Annotated in this window: 19 protein-coding genes; 5 read left to right on the plus strand and 14 right to left on the minus strand. The window is 73.1% G+C overall.

The features are described 5' to 3' along the window. Complete coding sequence (locus AB0M93_RS36180) at positions 1 to 711, plus strand: creatininase family protein (RefSeq protein WP_364282409.1); 711 nt, start codon at positions 1 to 3, stop codon at positions 709 to 711. Between the two features lie 15 nt (positions 712 to 726). Here AB0M93_RS36180 and ribA read toward each other — a convergent pair whose 3' ends face one another. Genes ribA through AB0M93_RS36210 form a run of 6 tightly spaced genes read right to left on the minus strand, consistent with a single transcriptional unit; the run spans position 727 to position 5,682 of the window. After that, complete coding sequence (ribA, locus tag AB0M93_RS36185) at positions 727 to 1,389, minus strand: GTP cyclohydrolase II (protein ID WP_364282412.1); 663 nt, start codon at positions 1,387 to 1,389, stop codon at positions 727 to 729. Further along, a complete protein-coding gene (locus tag AB0M93_RS36190; protein ID WP_364282415.1) occupies positions 1,386 to 2,405 on the minus strand; it encodes a lysylphosphatidylglycerol synthase transmembrane domain-containing protein in 1,020 nt (339 codons plus the stop codon). The genes ribA and AB0M93_RS36190 overlap by 4 nt, the downstream gene beginning before the upstream one ends. Beyond that, complete coding sequence (locus tag AB0M93_RS36195) at positions 2,402 to 3,229, minus strand: class I SAM-dependent methyltransferase (RefSeq protein WP_364282418.1); 828 nt, start codon at positions 3,227 to 3,229, stop codon at positions 2,402 to 2,404. Before AB0M93_RS36195 ends, AB0M93_RS36190 begins: the two co-directional genes overlap by 4 nt. Further along, entirely contained in the window at positions 3,226 to 4,293 is a 1,068-nt protein-coding gene (locus AB0M93_RS36200; RefSeq protein WP_364282420.1) for a glycosyltransferase family 4 protein, read from the minus strand. Before AB0M93_RS36200 ends, AB0M93_RS36195 begins: the two co-directional genes overlap by 4 nt. Then, positions 4,290 to 4,688 carry a 6-carboxytetrahydropterin synthase gene (locus AB0M93_RS36205; RefSeq protein ID WP_364282423.1) on the minus strand — a complete coding sequence of 133 codons (399 nt, stop codon included), beginning with the start codon at positions 4,686 to 4,688 and terminating at the stop codon, positions 4,290 to 4,292. The genes AB0M93_RS36200 and AB0M93_RS36205 overlap by 4 nt, the downstream gene beginning before the upstream one ends. Before the next feature lie 31 nt (positions 4,689 to 4,719). After that, positions 4,720 to 5,682 (minus strand): zinc-binding alcohol dehydrogenase, encoded by a 963-nt coding sequence (locus AB0M93_RS36210; protein ID WP_364282425.1) that lies wholly within the window; start codon positions 5,680 to 5,682, stop codon positions 4,720 to 4,722. 67 nt (positions 5,683 to 5,749) lie between these two features. On the opposite strand from AB0M93_RS36210, the gene AB0M93_RS36215 reads away from it, so the two are divergent. After that, complete coding sequence (locus AB0M93_RS36215) at positions 5,750 to 6,499, plus strand: CDP-alcohol phosphatidyltransferase family protein (protein WP_364282427.1); 750 nt, start codon at positions 5,750 to 5,752, stop codon at positions 6,497 to 6,499. A 3-nt stretch (positions 6,500 to 6,502) separates the two neighbouring features. On the opposite strand, the gene ligD is transcribed toward AB0M93_RS36215, so the two are convergent. From ligD to AB0M93_RS36230, 3 genes are all read right to left on the minus strand, one after another. Beyond that, positions 6,503 to 7,447, minus strand: coding sequence for a non-homologous end-joining DNA ligase (ligD, locus tag AB0M93_RS36220; RefSeq protein ID WP_364282430.1), 945 nt, complete (start codon positions 7,445 to 7,447; stop codon positions 6,503 to 6,505). A 104-nt stretch (positions 7,448 to 7,551) separates the two neighbouring features. Further along, on the minus strand, positions 7,552 to 8,349 hold the full coding sequence (locus AB0M93_RS36225) for an oxygenase MpaB family protein (protein WP_364282433.1): 798 nt from the start codon (positions 8,347 to 8,349) through the stop codon (positions 7,552 to 7,554). Between the two features lie 32 nt (positions 8,350 to 8,381). Continuing rightward, a complete protein-coding gene (locus tag AB0M93_RS36230; RefSeq protein ID WP_364282436.1) occupies positions 8,382 to 9,266 on the minus strand; it encodes a LysR family transcriptional regulator in 885 nt (294 codons plus the stop codon). A gap of 90 nt (positions 9,267 to 9,356) precedes the next feature. On the opposite strand from AB0M93_RS36230, the gene AB0M93_RS36235 reads away from it, so the two are divergent. Next, a complete protein-coding gene (locus tag AB0M93_RS36235; protein WP_364282438.1) occupies positions 9,357 to 10,649 on the plus strand; it encodes an FAD-binding oxidoreductase in 1,293 nt (430 codons plus the stop codon). Positions 10,650 to 10,736: 87 nt separating this feature from the next. Then, entirely contained in the window at positions 10,737 to 11,897 is a 1,161-nt protein-coding gene (locus AB0M93_RS36240; RefSeq protein ID WP_364282441.1) for an acyltransferase, read from the plus strand. Here the strand turns inward: AB0M93_RS36240 and AB0M93_RS36245 are convergent. Then, entirely contained in the window at positions 11,894 to 12,316 is a 423-nt protein-coding gene (locus tag AB0M93_RS36245) for a nitroreductase family deazaflavin-dependent oxidoreductase (protein ID WP_364282443.1), read from the minus strand. The two genes, AB0M93_RS36240 and AB0M93_RS36245, sit on opposite strands and share 4 nt — an antisense overlap. 99 nt (positions 12,317 to 12,415) lie before the next feature. Between AB0M93_RS36245 and AB0M93_RS36250 the strand changes: the two genes are divergently transcribed. After that, positions 12,416 to 12,880, plus strand: a complete 465-nt coding sequence (locus AB0M93_RS36250; RefSeq protein ID WP_364282446.1) for a MarR family winged helix-turn-helix transcriptional regulator — start codon at positions 12,416 to 12,418, stop codon at positions 12,878 to 12,880. On the opposite strand, the gene AB0M93_RS36255 is transcribed toward AB0M93_RS36250, so the two are convergent. The 4 genes from AB0M93_RS36255 to AB0M93_RS36270 all read right to left on the minus strand — a co-directional run bounded on the left by AB0M93_RS36255 (position 12,877) and on the right by AB0M93_RS36270 (position 15,375). Continuing rightward, a complete protein-coding gene (locus AB0M93_RS36255; RefSeq protein WP_364282449.1) occupies positions 12,877 to 13,383 on the minus strand; it encodes an aminoglycoside nucleotidyltransferase in 507 nt (168 codons plus the stop codon). The two genes, AB0M93_RS36250 and AB0M93_RS36255, sit on opposite strands and share 4 nt — an antisense overlap. A gap of 115 nt (positions 13,384 to 13,498) precedes the next feature. Next, positions 13,499 to 13,858, minus strand: coding sequence for a PLDc N-terminal domain-containing protein (locus AB0M93_RS36260; RefSeq protein ID WP_364282451.1), 360 nt, complete (start codon positions 13,856 to 13,858; stop codon positions 13,499 to 13,501). Positions 13,859 to 13,916: 58 nt separating this feature from the next. Continuing rightward, positions 13,917 to 14,654: a hypothetical protein gene (locus tag AB0M93_RS36265; RefSeq protein WP_364282454.1), complete on the minus strand. Its 738-nt coding sequence runs from the start codon at positions 14,652 to 14,654 to the stop codon at positions 13,917 to 13,919. Positions 14,655 to 14,697: 43 nt separating this feature from the next. Further along, entirely contained in the window at positions 14,698 to 15,375 is a 678-nt protein-coding gene (locus AB0M93_RS36270) for a GNAT family protein (protein ID WP_364282457.1), read from the minus strand. Between the last annotated feature and the right edge of the window lie 22 nt (positions 15,376 to 15,397).

Consider the following 15,397-nt stretch of genomic DNA (forward strand, 5'->3'; position numbering starts at 1 on the left):
ATGACCGATCTGTTCCCGCTCGCCACCACCGCCGAGGAGCAGGCGCGGCGGGCGTCGGTCGCGGTGCTGCCGGTCGGCAGCTTCGAGCAGCACGGCGCGCACCTGCCGCTGGCGACCGACACGATCATCGCGGCGACCCTCGCGAAAGCCGTCGCCGGTGCCTACCCCGTGCTCCACCTGCCGCCGATCACGATCTCGTGCTCGCACGAGCACGCGGGCTGGGCCGGCACGGTGAGCATCTCGGCGCGCACCCTGCACGCCGTGGTCACCGACGTCGCCGCGTCGCTGAAGGCGTCCGGGGTGGAGCGGCTCGTGCTGGTCAACGGGCACGGCGGCAACTACGTACTGTCCAATGTGGTCCAGGAGGCGGCGGGCGCGCTGGCGCTGTTCCCGGGCGTCGCGGACTGGCAGGCGGCGCACACCGCGGCCGGCCTGCGGACGTCGCTGGACGACGACATGCACGCGGGCGAGCTGGAGACGTCGATCCTGCTGCACGCCCACCCGGACCTGGTCCGGCCCGGGCACGAAACGGCCGACCACGTCACCGACCGGGAACACCTGCTGACGCTGGGCCTGCGGGCCTACACGGAGTCGGGGGTGGTCGGCCGTCCTTCGCTGGCCAGCGCGGCCAAGGGGCACGTCCTGCTGGACACCCTGGTCCAGCGCTTCGCCGCGGTCCTCGACGTGCTCGTGAGTGGTAAGGCGCGTTAGAACGCGCCTTACCACTCACGAGCCGGTGAACGCCTGGCCGAGGTGCGGCAGCAGGTGGGCCATCCGCTCGGCCTTCGTGCGGAGGTACCGCAGGTTTTCCGGGTTCGGCGGAACCAGCAGCGGCACCCGCTCGCTGATGCGGATTCCGTAGCGCGTCAGCTGTTCGACCTTCTGCGGGTTGTTCGACAGCAGCCGCACCGAGCGGATGCCGAGGTCGGTCAGGATGCCCGCCGCCGCGTGGTAGTCGCGGGCGTCGACCGGCAGGCCCTGTGCCACGTTCGCGTCGACCGTGTCGAGGCCTTCGTCCTGCTGCAGCCGCATCGCCTCGAGCTTCGCGAGCAGGCCGATCCCGCGGCCCTCGTGGCCCTGGACGTAGACCAGCACGCCCGAGCCCTCCTCGACGATCCGGTCCAGCGCCACCGCCAGCTGGTCGCCGCACTCGCAGTGCGTCGAGCCGAAGACGTCGCCGGTCAGGCATTCGCTGTGCACCCGGACCAGGGCGCCGAGCGGGGCGACGTCGCCGTAGACCAGCGCGACCTGCTCGGTACCGGTGCGGTCGAGGTACCCGAACGCGCGGAAGGTCCCGTGCCGGGTCGGCAACCGGGTTTCGACCACCCGCTCGACCACAGCCCGGCGCGGCAGATCCCCGACATCCCCGATGATGTCACCAGCGGTCATGACTTCAACCCCACTTCCGATTCGATCCCGGTGTCGGCCGCGACGCGCGGAGCGGGCACGACACCGGTGTGCGGAGCGCGGGTCACGCGGAACCCGGCGACGCTCCGGACGAGCAGGACACCGGCGCCGGGCAGGCTCGCGACCAGCGTGAGCACCCCGTAGACCACGGCGACGGTGACACCTTGGGCGGCTCCCAGACCGGCCGCGCCGAAGAGCAGGGCGCAGACGCCCTCGCGCGGGCCGAAGCCGCCGACGTTGAGCGGGAGGCCCATCGCGAGCAGCGCCAGCACCATGAGCGGCACGAGCTGCCACACCGGCGCGCCGACCCCGGCGACGCGGGCGGCGACGACGAACAGGCCCAGGTGCCCGGCCAGCGTCACGACCGACAGGAAGCTCACCGCCGGCCAGGTCTCGCGGGTCAGCAGGCCGAGCCGGACGTCGGCGAGGGTGACGGCGAAGCCGCGGCGCCACTTCGACGGGCTGTGGATCCAGCGCCCGCCCAGCACGCGGCCGACGACCAGCCCGGCGACGGCGGCCAGCACGACGACCACCCCGGCCACCACCACGACCTCGCGGAACGCGCCGGGCACGACCCCCGGCGCCGCGAGCACGACGGTGACCGCGGACGCGATCAGCACGACCTGGCCCGCGGTGCGTTCCAGGACGACGGCCCGCACGCCGCGCGGCACGTCACCGCTGTCGCGGCCGTGCTGGACCGCGCGGTGGACGTCGCCGAGGACGCCGGCGGGCAGCACGCCGTTGAGGAACAGCGCGCGGTAGTAGTCGCCGACCGCGGTGCGCAGCGAAAGCCGCAGGCCGAGCCGGGTGGCGACGATCTGCCAGCGGCCGGCGCTGAACAGCGTCGTCGCGAACCCGATGGCGAGCGCGGCCAGCACGCCGGGCGCGCTGATCCGGCCGAGCCCGTCGAGGAAGGCGGCGCTGCCGAGCTGCCAGACGAGGACGCCGAGGATGGCGAACGCACCGAGGATCCGCAGCCAGGCCAGTGCGCGCTTCACGCCGCCACCTCCCGGCTCGGCGGCAGGACCAGCAGGTCACCGTGGTGGATCACGGCGTGCAGCTCGCCGGCCGCCGCCAGCTCGAGCCGTCGCTGCAGGTAGACGTCGGCGACCGGGCGCAGCTGGGGCAGCTGCTCGACGGCGGCGCCGACCCAGCCCTCGAGCCACTGCCGCTGCAGTTCGGCCTGGTCCGGGCCGAGCCGCCAGGCGCTGTCCGCGCGGACGACCGTGGCGCCGAGCCTGCCGAACGCGGCCGCGGCGACGTCCACGGCGTTCGGGCCGAGCAGCCGACGGCCGTCTTCGGTGACCCGGCGCTGGTGGGCATTGAATGCTGTGGCCATCGCGGGGTCGAGCGGGTCGGCGGGCGAGAGCTCCACCTTGCCGGTGACCGACAGCATCAGCAGCGCCGCGCAGCCCGCTTCGACGACCGCCGTGGCCAGCGCGGTGACCTCGTCCCTGGTCAGCAGGTCGAGCAGGGCGGACGCGGTGACCAGCGACGTCCCGGCGAGGTCGGCGGCCCGCAGCGCGGTGACGTCCCGCTGCTCGGCGACGACGTCGACCGGGCTGCCGTCGAGCGCGGTGCCCGGGAGGCTCGCCTGCGCGTGGGCGAGCAGGCCGGTGTCGTGGTCGTGCAGGATCCAGTGCTGGGTGCCGGGCAGCCGCGCGGCCAGCCAGCGGCCGAGCGAGCCGGTGCCGCAGCCCAGGTCCCGGACCACGAAGTCCGCGGGCAGATGGGCGCGCAGCGGGTCGAGGAGTTCGGTGGCGCGGGCCGCGGCGTCCGCGGGTTCGCGCAGGTAGAGCCAGTCCGGGGCGAACGCGGTCATGCCGCCGCCTCCTGCCGCAGGAGGATGTCGGCGATCCGGCGGGCGGTGTCGTCCCAGCCGGTCAGGGTCTCGCGGCGCAGCCTCGCCGACGCGCGCAGCCGCGTCCGCAGCGCGGGCTCGGTGAGCCAGCGGCGCAGGGCGGCGCCGAGCGCGGCGACGTCGTCGCCGGGGACGAGCATCCCGGGCACCGAGCCGTCCGGCGCGACGCCGACCGTGTCGGGCAGCGCGTCGACGTCGGTGGTCAGCACCGGCACGCCGCGGGCGAGGGCCTCGGTGACGACCATGCCGAAGGTCTCGGCGCGCGAGGGCAGCACCAGCAGGTCGGCGGTGTGGTAGGTCGCCTCGAGCGCCGCGCCGGTGCGCGGGCCGGTGAGCGTGAAGCGGGCCCCGAGCCGGTGCTCGCGCAGCCGCTCGACGTACTTGGTCTCGCGGCGGATCCCGCCGACGCATTCACACGTCCAGCGCAGGTCGGCGACGGTTTCCAGGGCCTGGGCGAGCACGCCTTGGCCCTTGCGCGGGGTCACGTTGGCCACGCAGACCAGCCGGGACACGCCGTCGGTGCCGACGGCCAGCGGTGCCGGGTCGACGCCCGGCGTCACCGAGTGCACCCGGTGCGGGGCCAGGCCGTGGTGGCCGATCAGCCGGCGGGCGGCCCACTCGCTGGTCGCGACGACCGAGCTGACCGCCCGCAGCGTGTCGCGTTCCAGCGCGTCGAGCTCGGCGGCGAGCGCGGGCGGCAGGCCGGTCTCGTCGGCCAGCGGCAGGTGCACCAGCACCGAGAGCGACAGCCGCCGCGCCTGCGGGACGACGACCTCGGGCACGCCGCACGCGACCAGGCCGTCGAGCAGCACGGCCGAGCCCGTCGGCAGCGCCGAGAGGAGGTGGCCCAGGACCGCGCGGGCCTCGGTGTCCGGCCGCGGCCAGCTGCCGGCGACGGCGATCTCGTGGACGTCGAGGCCGGCCGCGGCGAGCCGGTCGCACATCCGGCGGTCGTAGGTGTTGCCGCCGCTGGGGACGGACGAGTCGTCGACGTCGCCGGGGAGGATCACGTACAGCGAGTTCACAGGGCACGCTCGTAACTCGCCCACGCGACGTGCGATTCGTGCAGGGAGACGGCGATCCCTTCGAGGCCGCGCGCGCCTTCGCCGAGGCGGCCGGCGTGGACGGCGTCGGCCAGGCGGTCGGCGATGACCTTCGCGAGGAACTCGGTCGAGGTGTTGACGCCCTTGAACTCCGGCTCGTCGTCGAGGTTGCGGTAGTTCAGGTCGCTCAGCACCGCCTTGAGCTCTTCCGTGGCCTTGCCGATGTCGACGACGATGTTGTCCTCGTCCAGCTCGGCCCGGCGGAACGTCGCATCCACCAGGAAGGTCGCGCCGTGCAGGCGTTGCGCGGGACCGAAGACTTCCCCGCGGAAGCTGTGGGCGACCATCACGTGGTCACGGACGGTGATGCTGAACACCAAGACCTCCGATGCGTTCGGGTGGACGTGGTCACTGCGGCTGATACATGACACGGAGGCACAGGGCGGAAAGTTCATTCGCGGCCAGCCGGGGTAACACGGACGGAAGATCTTTAAACGCGCACTCGCCGCTGACCAGCGCTTCGAACGCCGGATCGGCCAGCAGCTCGAGGGCGACGCCCAGCCGCTGCGCGTAGCTGCGGTCGGGGCGCGCGACCGTGCCGACCTGGCTGCTGCGGATCACCAGCCGCCGCGAATGGAAGTTCTCGCCGAGCGGGACGCTCACCCGGCGGTCGCCGTACCAGGACATCTCGACGACCTCGCCGCCCGGCGCGAGCAGGTCCAGCGCCCGGGCGAGCCCGGCCTCGCTGGCGCTCGCGTGCACGACGAGGTCGCAGTCGCCGAGCGCGTCTTCCGGCGCCGCGAACTCGACGCCGAGCGCCGCGGCGATTTCGGCGCGCGCCGGATCGACGTCGACCAGCTGCACCCGGGTCGCCGGAAAGCCGCTGAGGAGCTTCGCGACGCTCGCGCCGACCATCCCGGCGCCGATGACCGCGATCCGGTCGCCCAGCCGCGGCCGCGCGTCCCAGACGGCGTTCACCGCGGTCTCGACGGTGCCGGCGAGGATCGCGCGCCCGGGCGGGACGGCGTCCGGCACCGGCGTCACCGCGGTCGCCGGGACGACGTAGGCGGTCTGGTGCGGGTAGAGGCAGAAGACGGTCTTGCCCGCCAGGTGCGCCGGGCCCTGTTCGACGACGCCGACGTTGAGGTAGCCGTACTTGACCGGGCCGGGGAACTCGCCCTCCTGGAAGGGCGCGCGCATGACGTCGTGCTGGCTCGCCGGGACGCCGCCGCGGAAGACGAGGGTTTCGGTGCCGCGGCTGACGCCGGAGTACAGCGTGCGGACGAGCACGTCGTCCGGCCCCGGCTCGGGCAGCCGCTCCTCCCGCAGGTGTCCCGAGCCGGGACTTTGAACCCAGAAAGCCTGTTCCACGTGTTTCTCCTCAGCAGGCGACCGGAGGCTGGTGTCGCCACCCTATGAGCAATTCGCGGAGTCGACGATGATCAAACAGGACCTTCTCCTGCGCTCGGTGATCCCGGCGCCGGTGCTCGCCGCGGAGGTCGTCGCGGGCGGTCTCGGGCCGCTCGCCTGGGCGACCGGGGTGGTTTACGGCCTCGCCCTGGTGCTGCTGACCGAGTGGGGCCTGCGCCGCAGCGGGCGGCCCGCCTTCGGGCCGGCGGACTGGATCACCTTCGCCCGCGCGACGCTCGTGGGGTGCGCCGCGGCCCTGATCGCCGAAGGTAATTTTTCCCTCGGGTGGCTGGTCGGGCTGGTCGGCGTGGCGCTGCTGCTGGACGGTCTCGACGGCCAAGTGGCCCGCCGCACCGGCACGGCGTCGGAGTTCGGCGCGCGCTTCGACATGGAGGTCGACGCGTTCCTGATCCTGCTGCTGTGCATCCAGGTGTCCCGCACGCTGGGGCTGTGGGTGCTGGCGATCGGCCTGATGCGCTACGCGTTCGTCGCGGCGTCGTGGACGATGCCGTGGCTGACCGCGCCGCTGTACCCGAGCATGGCCCGCAAGACGGTGGCGGCCGTGCAGGGTGTCGTGCTGGTGGTCGCGGTCTCGGGCCTGCTGCCGTCGCCGGTGACGCTCGCCGCGGTCGCGATCGCCCTGGCCTCGCTGGCGTGGTCCTTCGGCCGGGACGTCGTCTGGCTGGCCCGGCACCGCGTCGAGCCGGCCCGGATCGTCACGCTCACCCGGGCGGCCCTGCGCCGTCCCCTCGGCTACGGCCACAACCAGGCCGCCTGAGCGTCACCCCGATTCGCGGGCTGCGCGGGCGCGGCGCTTGCCCTCGTGCATCGCGGCCACCCGGGCGATCGGGATCGTGTGCCCCTCCGCGACCAGGTCCGCCGGCAGCACGAACGGCTCCGGCATCTCTTCGGTCCACGGGTCCCCGCCGGCCAGCAGGTCGGGGACCGTGTGGACGGTGAAGCCGGCCGGCCGGACGCCGTCGAGCTCGGCCCAGCGGACCGGGAACGACACCGGCGCGCCCGGGCGGTGGCGCGGGCTGTAGACCGAGACGACGGTCGCGCCGCCGGCCCGGGTCGAATCCAGGAAGACCTTGCCCTCGCGGCGCTCGACCACGAACTCCGTCGTGCCCAGCGCGGGGTCGATGCGCTCGGCCCGGACCGCGACCGCGCGGGTCGCCGCGGCGATGTCCTCGCCGGACTGGCCGGGCGCGAGCGGCACGAAGACGTGGACGCCCTTGGAACCGCTGGTCTTGACCGCGCCGTCGAGGCCGTCGTTGCGCAACGCCTCCCGCACCAGCTTCGCGGCGCCCACGGCCAGCGAGAACGAGGCGTCCGGCGGCGGGTCGAGGTCGAGGATCAGGTGCGTCGGCCCGTTCGCGGCCTCCCGGCGGAACAGCGACGTGTGGTACTCGATCGCGCGCTGGTTGCCGAACCACAGCAGCGTGCGCAGGTCGTTGCACAGGGCGTAGGAGACGTCCCGTTTGGACGTCTCGGCCCACATCGTGGCCCGCTCGACCCAGTCCGGGGTGTACTTCGGCAGGTTCTTCTGCATGAACGGGCCCTGCCCGCGCAGCACCCGCAGCACGGTCAGCAGCCGGTCGCGCAGCTCCGGCAGCATCCGGCCGGACACCGCTTCGAGGTAGTCGAGCAGCTCGCGCTTCGTGACGCCCGCGTCGGGGAAGACCTCCTGGTCGAGACTGCTCAGCTTGACGCCGTGCCGCACCACCCGACCTTCTTCCCCACCGCCACCCTCAACGGAGGCGCTTCGCGCCGCTGGCTCTTTGCCGCTCATCGGCCCACCATTGCGTCCTCGCGTGGAGCGGTCAACTCTCAAACTGGCGGACGTCCGGTGTGCAGCCGCCACCGCAGATCCGCGAGGAAGAAGTTGAACGGGAACCGCCGCACCGGGCCCGGCAGGACGCGGACGAGCCGGCCGAGCGCGGCCAGCAGCGCGTCGAACCGGCGCTGGTCGGCGGCCGTCCAGGGCAGCCGCATTTCGTCGCGGAAGCGCTGCGGGAGGAACCCGGTCGTCACGAACCGGTGGAACCGCCGTCCGGGTGCGGCGAGGACGCGAGGCAGGAACTCGAGGTCGACGATCCGGGTCAGGTAGCGGCGGACGGTGTCGTCGATGCCGGCCGCGGCCAGCCCATCGGTCCAGTACTCCTCGAAGGCCGCCCGGTCCGCGGGCCACATCTCGGGCCGCACCTGCAGCGTCGTGCCGAGCGGCGCGGCCTCGGCGTACAACTGCGCCGGCTCGCCGCCGAGGAAAGCGAGGCAGACGTCCTCGAAGCCCTTGTACAGGCAGGCCGCGACCCACAGCTGGAGATCGGTGTCGAAGGCGTCGTAGGCGACCGGGCTCGACGCCGTCGAATGCACCTGCGCGTGGGCCCGGTTGACGCTCTGCCGGTAGGCCGCGCGTTCGGCGTCGGTGCCCATGGTCGCGACCGCCAGGTAGGTCAGCGTGGTGCGGGTGCGCTTCACCGGGTGGCGGAAGAGGTTGCCGCTGTCGACCCGGCTCTCCAGCACGCCGTACCCGACCGGCGCGCGGGAGAGCTGCATGATCACGTTCGCGCTGCCGGCCAGCAGCCCGGCGCCGACGACGGCGTCGCGAAGAGCGGTGTCCGTCACCCACCCAGGGAACGCCGTTTGTTGACGAGGTGTCAAGAGCGGTAAGCCGCCCGGGCGAACGCGATCAGCGCGCGGGCCGCCGGGCTCAGCGGCCCGTCCGTCCGCCACGCCAGCGCCAGCACCCCGCGCAGCCCCGCGCCGCCGATGCCGATGACCCGCAGCTCGGCCTGGTGGTACCGGGCCAGCGACTCCGGCACGATCGCCACGCCGAGGCCCCGGGTCGCCAGCTGCACCAGGACGTTCGGATCGGCCGCCTCGAACGCGATCCGCGGCGTCAGCCCCGCCCGCGCGAACGCCGCGTCCAACGCCGTGCGCAGGCCGGTCCCCTTGGGCAGCGCCATCAGCGGGAGGCCGTCGAGGTCGGCGATCTCGACCTCGTCCCGGCCGGCCAGCGGGCCGGACGGCGCGGTGACCGCCAGGAACGGCTCGTCGAGCAGCACCTGCGTCGCGATGCCGGCCGGCGGCGCGGTCGAGAGGCCGACGACGGCGAGGTCGAGCCGCCCGTCGCGCAGCGCCGCGAGCATGGTGTCGGAGTTGGCCTCCGACAGCGTGATCTCGACCGCCGGGTACCGCTCGTGGAAACCGGCCAGGAGATCCGGCAGCCGGACCGGGCCCGCCGACGTCACCGCGCCGATGGCGACCTGCCCGCGCACCAGCCCGGCCAGCTCCTCGACGGCTTCGCGCACGCCCTGCACCGCCGCGAGCGCGGCCCGGGCGTGCGGCAGGGCCGCGGCGCCGACGTCGGTGAGCCGGACCGTCCGGCCGGAGCGGTCCAGCAGCTCCTGCCCCAGCTCCCGCTCCAGGCGTTTGACCTGCGCACTCACCCCCGGCTGGGCGACGTGCAGCCGCTCCGCCGCGCGCGTGAAGTTGCCTTCCTCGGCCACGGCGACGAAGTAGGCGAGCTGGTGCAGTTCCATAAGCACTGATTCTAGCCAGCAGAAAAACCAGATCTTGGACTTCTGATCGAGTTCGCCCGAAGCTGGAGGCAGCGAACGAAAGGAGCCGAGATGAACATCCTCCGCCCAGGTCAGGACGGGTACGCCGAAGAGGTCGCCGGATTCCAGACGGCGGTCCCCAGCTCGCCGGCGGCGGTCGTCGCCGCCGAACGCGCCGAGGACGTCGTGGCCGCCGTGCGCTACGCCGCCGAGCACGAGCTGACCGTCGCGGTCCAGGCCACCGGGCACGGCCTGACCGCCGGCACCGACGGGGTCCTGATCAGCACCCGCCGGATGACCGGCGTCGAGATCGACCCCGTGGCCCGCACCGCCCGCGTCGAAGCGGGTGTCCGGTGGGAAGCCGTGGTCGAGGCCGCCGGACGGCACGGCCTCGCGCCGCTCAGTGGCTCGTCGCCGGACGTCGGCGTCGTCGGCTACACGCTCAGCGGCGGCTTCGGGCTGATGGCCCGCCGGTACGGCCGGGCGGCCGACCACGTCAAGGCCCTCGACGTCGTGACCGCCGACGGCGAACTCCGGCGTGCCGAACCCGGCTCGGACCTGTTCTGGGCGCTGCGCGGCGGGCGCGACGGCTTCGGCGTCGTCACGGCCGTCGAGTTCGGCCTGGTCCCGGTGGCCGAGCTCTACGGCGGCAGCCTCACCTTCGGCAGCGCGGACGTGCCGGCGGCGCTGCGCGCCTGGCGGACGTGGTCGGCGGCCGCGCCGGATGCGCTGACGACGTCGATCGCCCTGATCCGGTACCCCGACCTGCCGATGCTGCCGGAGCACCTGCGCGGCCGGCACGTCGCCCAGATCCGGATCGCCTACCTCGGCGAGGACGGCGACGACCTCGTGGCGCCGCTGCGGGCCGTCGGCCCCGCGCTGGCGGACACGCTGCGGGTGATGCCGTTCACCGAGTCCGGCTCGATCGCCGCCGAGCCGCGGCAGCCGCACGGCTACCACGGCACCAACGCGACCGTCTCCCAGCTGAACGACGCCATGCTCGACGCGGTCCTCGAACACGCCGGGCCCGGCGCGGCGGCCCCGCCCGTGCTGATCGTCGACCGGCTGGGCGGCGCGCTCGCCCGGACCCCGGAGATCCCGGGCGTCGGCTGGGACCGCTCGGCCGAGTTCGTCGTCCGGGCGCTGTCGATGGTCGGCGACGACGGGGTCGCGGCGGTCCGGCGCGCGCACGGGAAGCTGTTCGACGCGCTGGCGCCGTGGACGACCGGGCGGCTGCTGCCGTTCGTGTACGGCGAGCACGCGCCGGAGGAGGTCGCGGAGAGCGTTTACCCGGCCTCGGATCTGCGGCGCCTTCGCGAGCTCCGCCGCGGTTTCGACCCGCGGAACGTCTTCCGGGCCGGGTAAAGCGGGTGCGGCCGGGGAAATGGCCCGGAAATCGGGGCCATATACTCGGCCGGTCGATCACACCGATGGGGGACCGCCTTGCGCACGATGAGCCACGAGGACTACCTCGGCATGCGGCGGTTCCCGGGGCTCGACGGCCTGCGCGCGCTCGCCGCGACGATGGTCATCTTCTTCCACTTCGGCGGTCCGAACTGGACGTGGCTGTCGGGCTGGGTCGGCGTCTACCTGTTCTTCGTGCTGTCCGGTTTCCTGATCACGACGCTGCTGCTGCGTGAGCAGGACCGGACCGGCCGGATTTCGCTGTCGAACTTCTACCTCCGGCGCGTGTTCCGGATCCTGCCGCCGTACCTGGTGATCCTCGGCGGGATCATCGCGTTCGTCCTGCTGCGCGCGGAGTTCCTCGAACGCGGTTTCCCGCGCGCGCTGAAGTACTACCTGACGTTCATGAACGAGTTCTTCCCGTCGACGGCCGACCACGCCGCGGACAACTTCTTCAGCGGTTCGTGGACGCTCGGGATCGAGGAGAAGTTCTACCTCGTCTGGCCGTTCCTGCTGGTCGCGATCGGGATCGGCGCGGCGAAGCGCAAGTTCCTGCTGGTGGCCGCGGCGATGGCCGTGCTGCTCGCGCTGGTGCCGCTGACCAGCGGCTGGACGCTGGAGCACTCGAAGGTCGCGATCTACCACTCGACCATCCACTACTTCATCCTCGCGGGCGGCTGCCTGCTGGCGGTCACGCTGCACTACCGGCGTGGCTACGCACTGCTGAGGCCGTTGACGCACCCGCTGGCGGCGATCCCGATCGTCGCGGCGTTCCTCCTGCTGCAGGTGAACCTGGACACCGTGTGGACGGCGTCGGGCCAGAACCTGTTCTGGCTGGTGGCGTACGCGCTGCTGACGATGCTGCTGCTGATCGTGCTGGTGAGCCCGGGCCCCCTGCGCTGGCTGCTCGGCACGGCCCCGATGCGGTTCATCGGCGAGCGGTCGTACTCGCTGTACCTGCTGCAGGGACCGGTGCACTTCGTCGTGGTGCAGGCGGTGCCCGGGCTCGCCCAGAGCCGCACGGTGTCGGCGCTGGTGGTGTTCCTGGTCGGCCTGGCGATCGCCGACCTGATCCACCGCTGGGTCGAGAAGCCGCTGATCGACGTGGGCAAGCGGGTCATCGCCCGCAAGGAGGCCCGGCGCGAGCAGCGGCTGGAGGCCGCTCGGCCGGCGGCATCGCCCGCCGAGCCGGCGCCCATCGGCTCCTAGCGCTCCAAGACGACGATCGGGATGACCCGGTCGGTCTTCTTCTCGTAGTCCGCGAAGCCCTCCGCGTGCGCCACCATGCCCGCGTACAGGCGGTCGCGCTCGGCGCGGTCGGCGATCACCGTCGCCGTGGCTTCGAACTTCTCCGCGCCGACCTCGACCGTGACCTTCGGGTTGGCGACCAGGTTGTGGTACCAGGCCGGGTTCTTCGGCGCGCCGCCCATGGAAGCGGCGATGACGTAGCGGTCGCCGTCGCGGGTGTAGACGAGCGGCGACAGGCGCTCCTCGCCGCTCTTGGCGCCGATCGTGGTGAGCAGGAGCACGTTCTTGTCCGCGAACATGCCGCCGACCTTGCCCTCGTTGGCCCGGAATTCGGCGGCGACCTGCTTGTTGAACTCGGTCATGTCGGCTGGCGCGGTCATGGGATCCCCTTGTTTCTGGCCGGTAGGCTCGGGCGGGCGCGAGGTACGCTCGAGCTAAGTGTTTGCTTTGCAAACAAAGCTACCGACGGGAGGTGAGTGGTGTCAACGGAGGCCGGACCGAGTGTCGAGGACGGCGTTCGGCAGCTCCTGCTGCTCATGCCACGGCTGGTCGGCCGCGCGAAGCGCACGCCGGTGCCGGCGGAGCTCGACGGCTGCGCGCTGGCGCCGCGGCACCTCTCGCTGCTGTCGTACCTGCTCTTCGACGGCCCGATGACGGTGACCGAGCTGGCGGCCCGGCTCCAGGTGGCGCCGACCACGGCGAGCCTGATGGTCGGCGACCTCAGCCGTCAGGGCGTGCTGAACCGTGACGAGGACCCGGCCGACCGCCGCCGCACGATCGTGAGCATCACCCCGGACAAGCGCCCGGCGGTCGACGCCTGGCTGGCCCGCGGCGCGAAGGCGTGGAGCGACGCGCTGAGGCCGTTGACCCCCGCCGAGCGCCGGCTGGTGATCACGACGCTCGAAGCCTACGAACGCGGCACCTGCGAAGGGCCGGGCTGCTAGCTCCTGCTTGGCCCGGTGCGGTGGGAGGCCGGGAGCGCGAACCCGAACCGTTCACTCATCGCCTGGACATCGAGCAGATCCTTCGCCGCGGGCGGATAGGCGGTCTTGAACTGGAACATCCGTTCCGGGCTGATGCACCGCACCTGCTCCCCGCCGATCACGCCGACGCCGGAGAACGAGTCGTTCGGGTACTCGATCCCGTGGATGTGGTTGCCGTCCCCGTCGAACTCGAAGACGTGGACATCCACCGCCCCGCCACCGGACCTGGCCAGCACGAAGTTCCACTCGGTCGCACCGGCTCGGCTCTCGGCCGCGTAACCGAGCACCGCAAGGCGTTCCCGCAGCCGGCAGACCTCCTGACGGCCGACCGCGACGTCAAGATCGCCGTGCTCCCGCGTCTGCCGGCCGAGCAGCGCATCGACGCACCACCCGCCATCGATCCAGACCTCGACACCCGCAGCCCGGCACGCCCGCACGACCACGAGGACCTCCGCCGCATCCACGCCGGCAGTCTAGTCGCGAGCCGAACCAGCGGAGTCACGCAGCAAAACAACCGTCGGGCGGATTCACCGCAGTTCGAGGCTGTGCCGAGCGAGTGGCTACGCCATTGAACAGGGCCTAGTCTTCGCCGCGCTTTTCGCGGGCCAGCTTGCGCTGCGCCTCCGCGCGTTCCCGGCACCGGCGGAGGAACTCCTCGTCGTCGTCCGGGCTCGTGGCCGCGAACCGGCCCGGGCGGTCGTACTCCGGGAACGCCGGCGCTCCCCGCTCGTACCGGCCGCGCGCCCGCGCCACCTGCTGCGGACGGCCCGCCGCCAGCCAGACGATCGAGCCGACCAGGGGCACCACCAGCACCAGCAGCAGCCACAGTCCCTTCGGCAGGTTGCGGCAGGACGACTCGTCCGTGGTGATCACGTCGACCAGGCAGAAGATCCACAACCCGAACGTGACGATGCCGAGCAGACCATCGAAGTACAGCAATTCCCGACCTTCCCCCAGGAGATGAACGCGGTAAGTCTTAGCAGAACCCGCCGGCCGGTCAGCCGCGGGTCACCCGCAGCACAGCGGGCATCCGGAGATTCGGCGCCGGCACCCACGTCGTTTCCCGTTCTGTCAGGCGGAAACCGCGCAACGCCGCGAGAACGCCGGTCGCGAGGGCCACGGCGTGCCGCGACCCCGGGCAGGCGCGCGGCCCGGCGCCGAACGGCGTCCCGGCGAGCGGCACCGTGACGTCTTCGCCGCCGATCCGGCGGCGGGTGGCGAGCACCGGCTGTTCGGCGGGTTTTCCGGTCAGCGCCGCGAAAAGCCCGTTGCCGATGAGGCCGGCCGTCGCGTCGCAGGCCTGGACGAGCAGGCCGATCCGCGCCGCCGTGCGTTCGGTCGGCCCGCCACAGGCCGCGACCAGCCGGGTCAACGCCGCTTCGGCCGCCGCATCGGGCGTCACGTGCGGGTGGTACGCGGCCGCGACCGGCACCACGTCGGCCGAGACGTCCGGCAGGCCCAGCGCTTCGGCGAGCACCCCGAGCGGCACCGGACGCGCGACCTCGGCCATCACGTCGACGACTTCGACGCCGGCCATGATCCGGCGAGTGCGTTCGAAAGCTTTGTCCTGCAACGCCTCCACGTCGAGCGGCGCCAGCGCGTCCACCGCCAGCGCGCGCCGCCGGGTGTGGTCGGGACCGTTGCTGAACCGGGCGACGGTCGCGCGCAGCCAGGCGACGCTTCCCGACGGCACTTCGGCGGGCACGGGCGGAACGGGAGCGGAAAGCGCAGTCATACGGCGAAGTTAGCCGCGGGAAACGTCGGCGCCGGCCGAAGCTTTACAGCAGCGGCGACGCGGGGAACCACGTCGCTTGCGGACCGCTGCACCGCCGCACGCGCGGGACGTCGTGCTGGAACCACCACGCCTCGGTGACCCGGCCGTCCGGCAGCCGGTACGTCGGCGGGCCGGCGACGCGGGCGAGCCCGGCGGCCTGCAGCGACCGCGCGCTCGCCACGTTCCCCACCTCCGCGCCCGCCCGGACCCGCGGCAGGCCCAGGTGGTCGTGCGCCAGCGTCAGGCCGGCCGCGAAGAGCACCCGGCCGTGGCCGCGGCCGCGGTAGTCCGGGGCGAGGTAGCCGCCGGTCTCCGGGCCGCCGTCCTCGCCGGTGTGCACGCTGACCAGCCCGACGCAGCGGTTGGCTTCGACGTCGATCATCACCAGGTCGACGGACTGCGGGTCCGGCGCCGCCCAGTCCGGGCCGGTGCCGGGCACGACGCGCAGCGCGTCCGCCCGGGCCGGCTCGGCGACGATCGAGTCGCGCTGCCAGCCGAGCCAGCGCTGCGCGGCCGGGTCGCTGCCGCAGGCGACCGCGGCGGCGTACTCCCACGCGGTCGGGGTGCGGAAGAGGAAGCGCCCGGCGCGCACCACATGGCCCTGCCGGTCGCAGGCCCGCTTGGTCATCAGGCGGCCGCGGCGGGTGAGCCGGTCGAAGATCCCCTTGGTGGCTGGCAGCATCGCGGCGAAATCGTAGCGGAGC

This window comes from Amycolatopsis sp. NPDC051102, from assembly GCF_040682815.1.
Lineage (GTDB): Bacteria > Actinomycetota > Actinomycetes > Mycobacteriales > Pseudonocardiaceae > Amycolatopsis.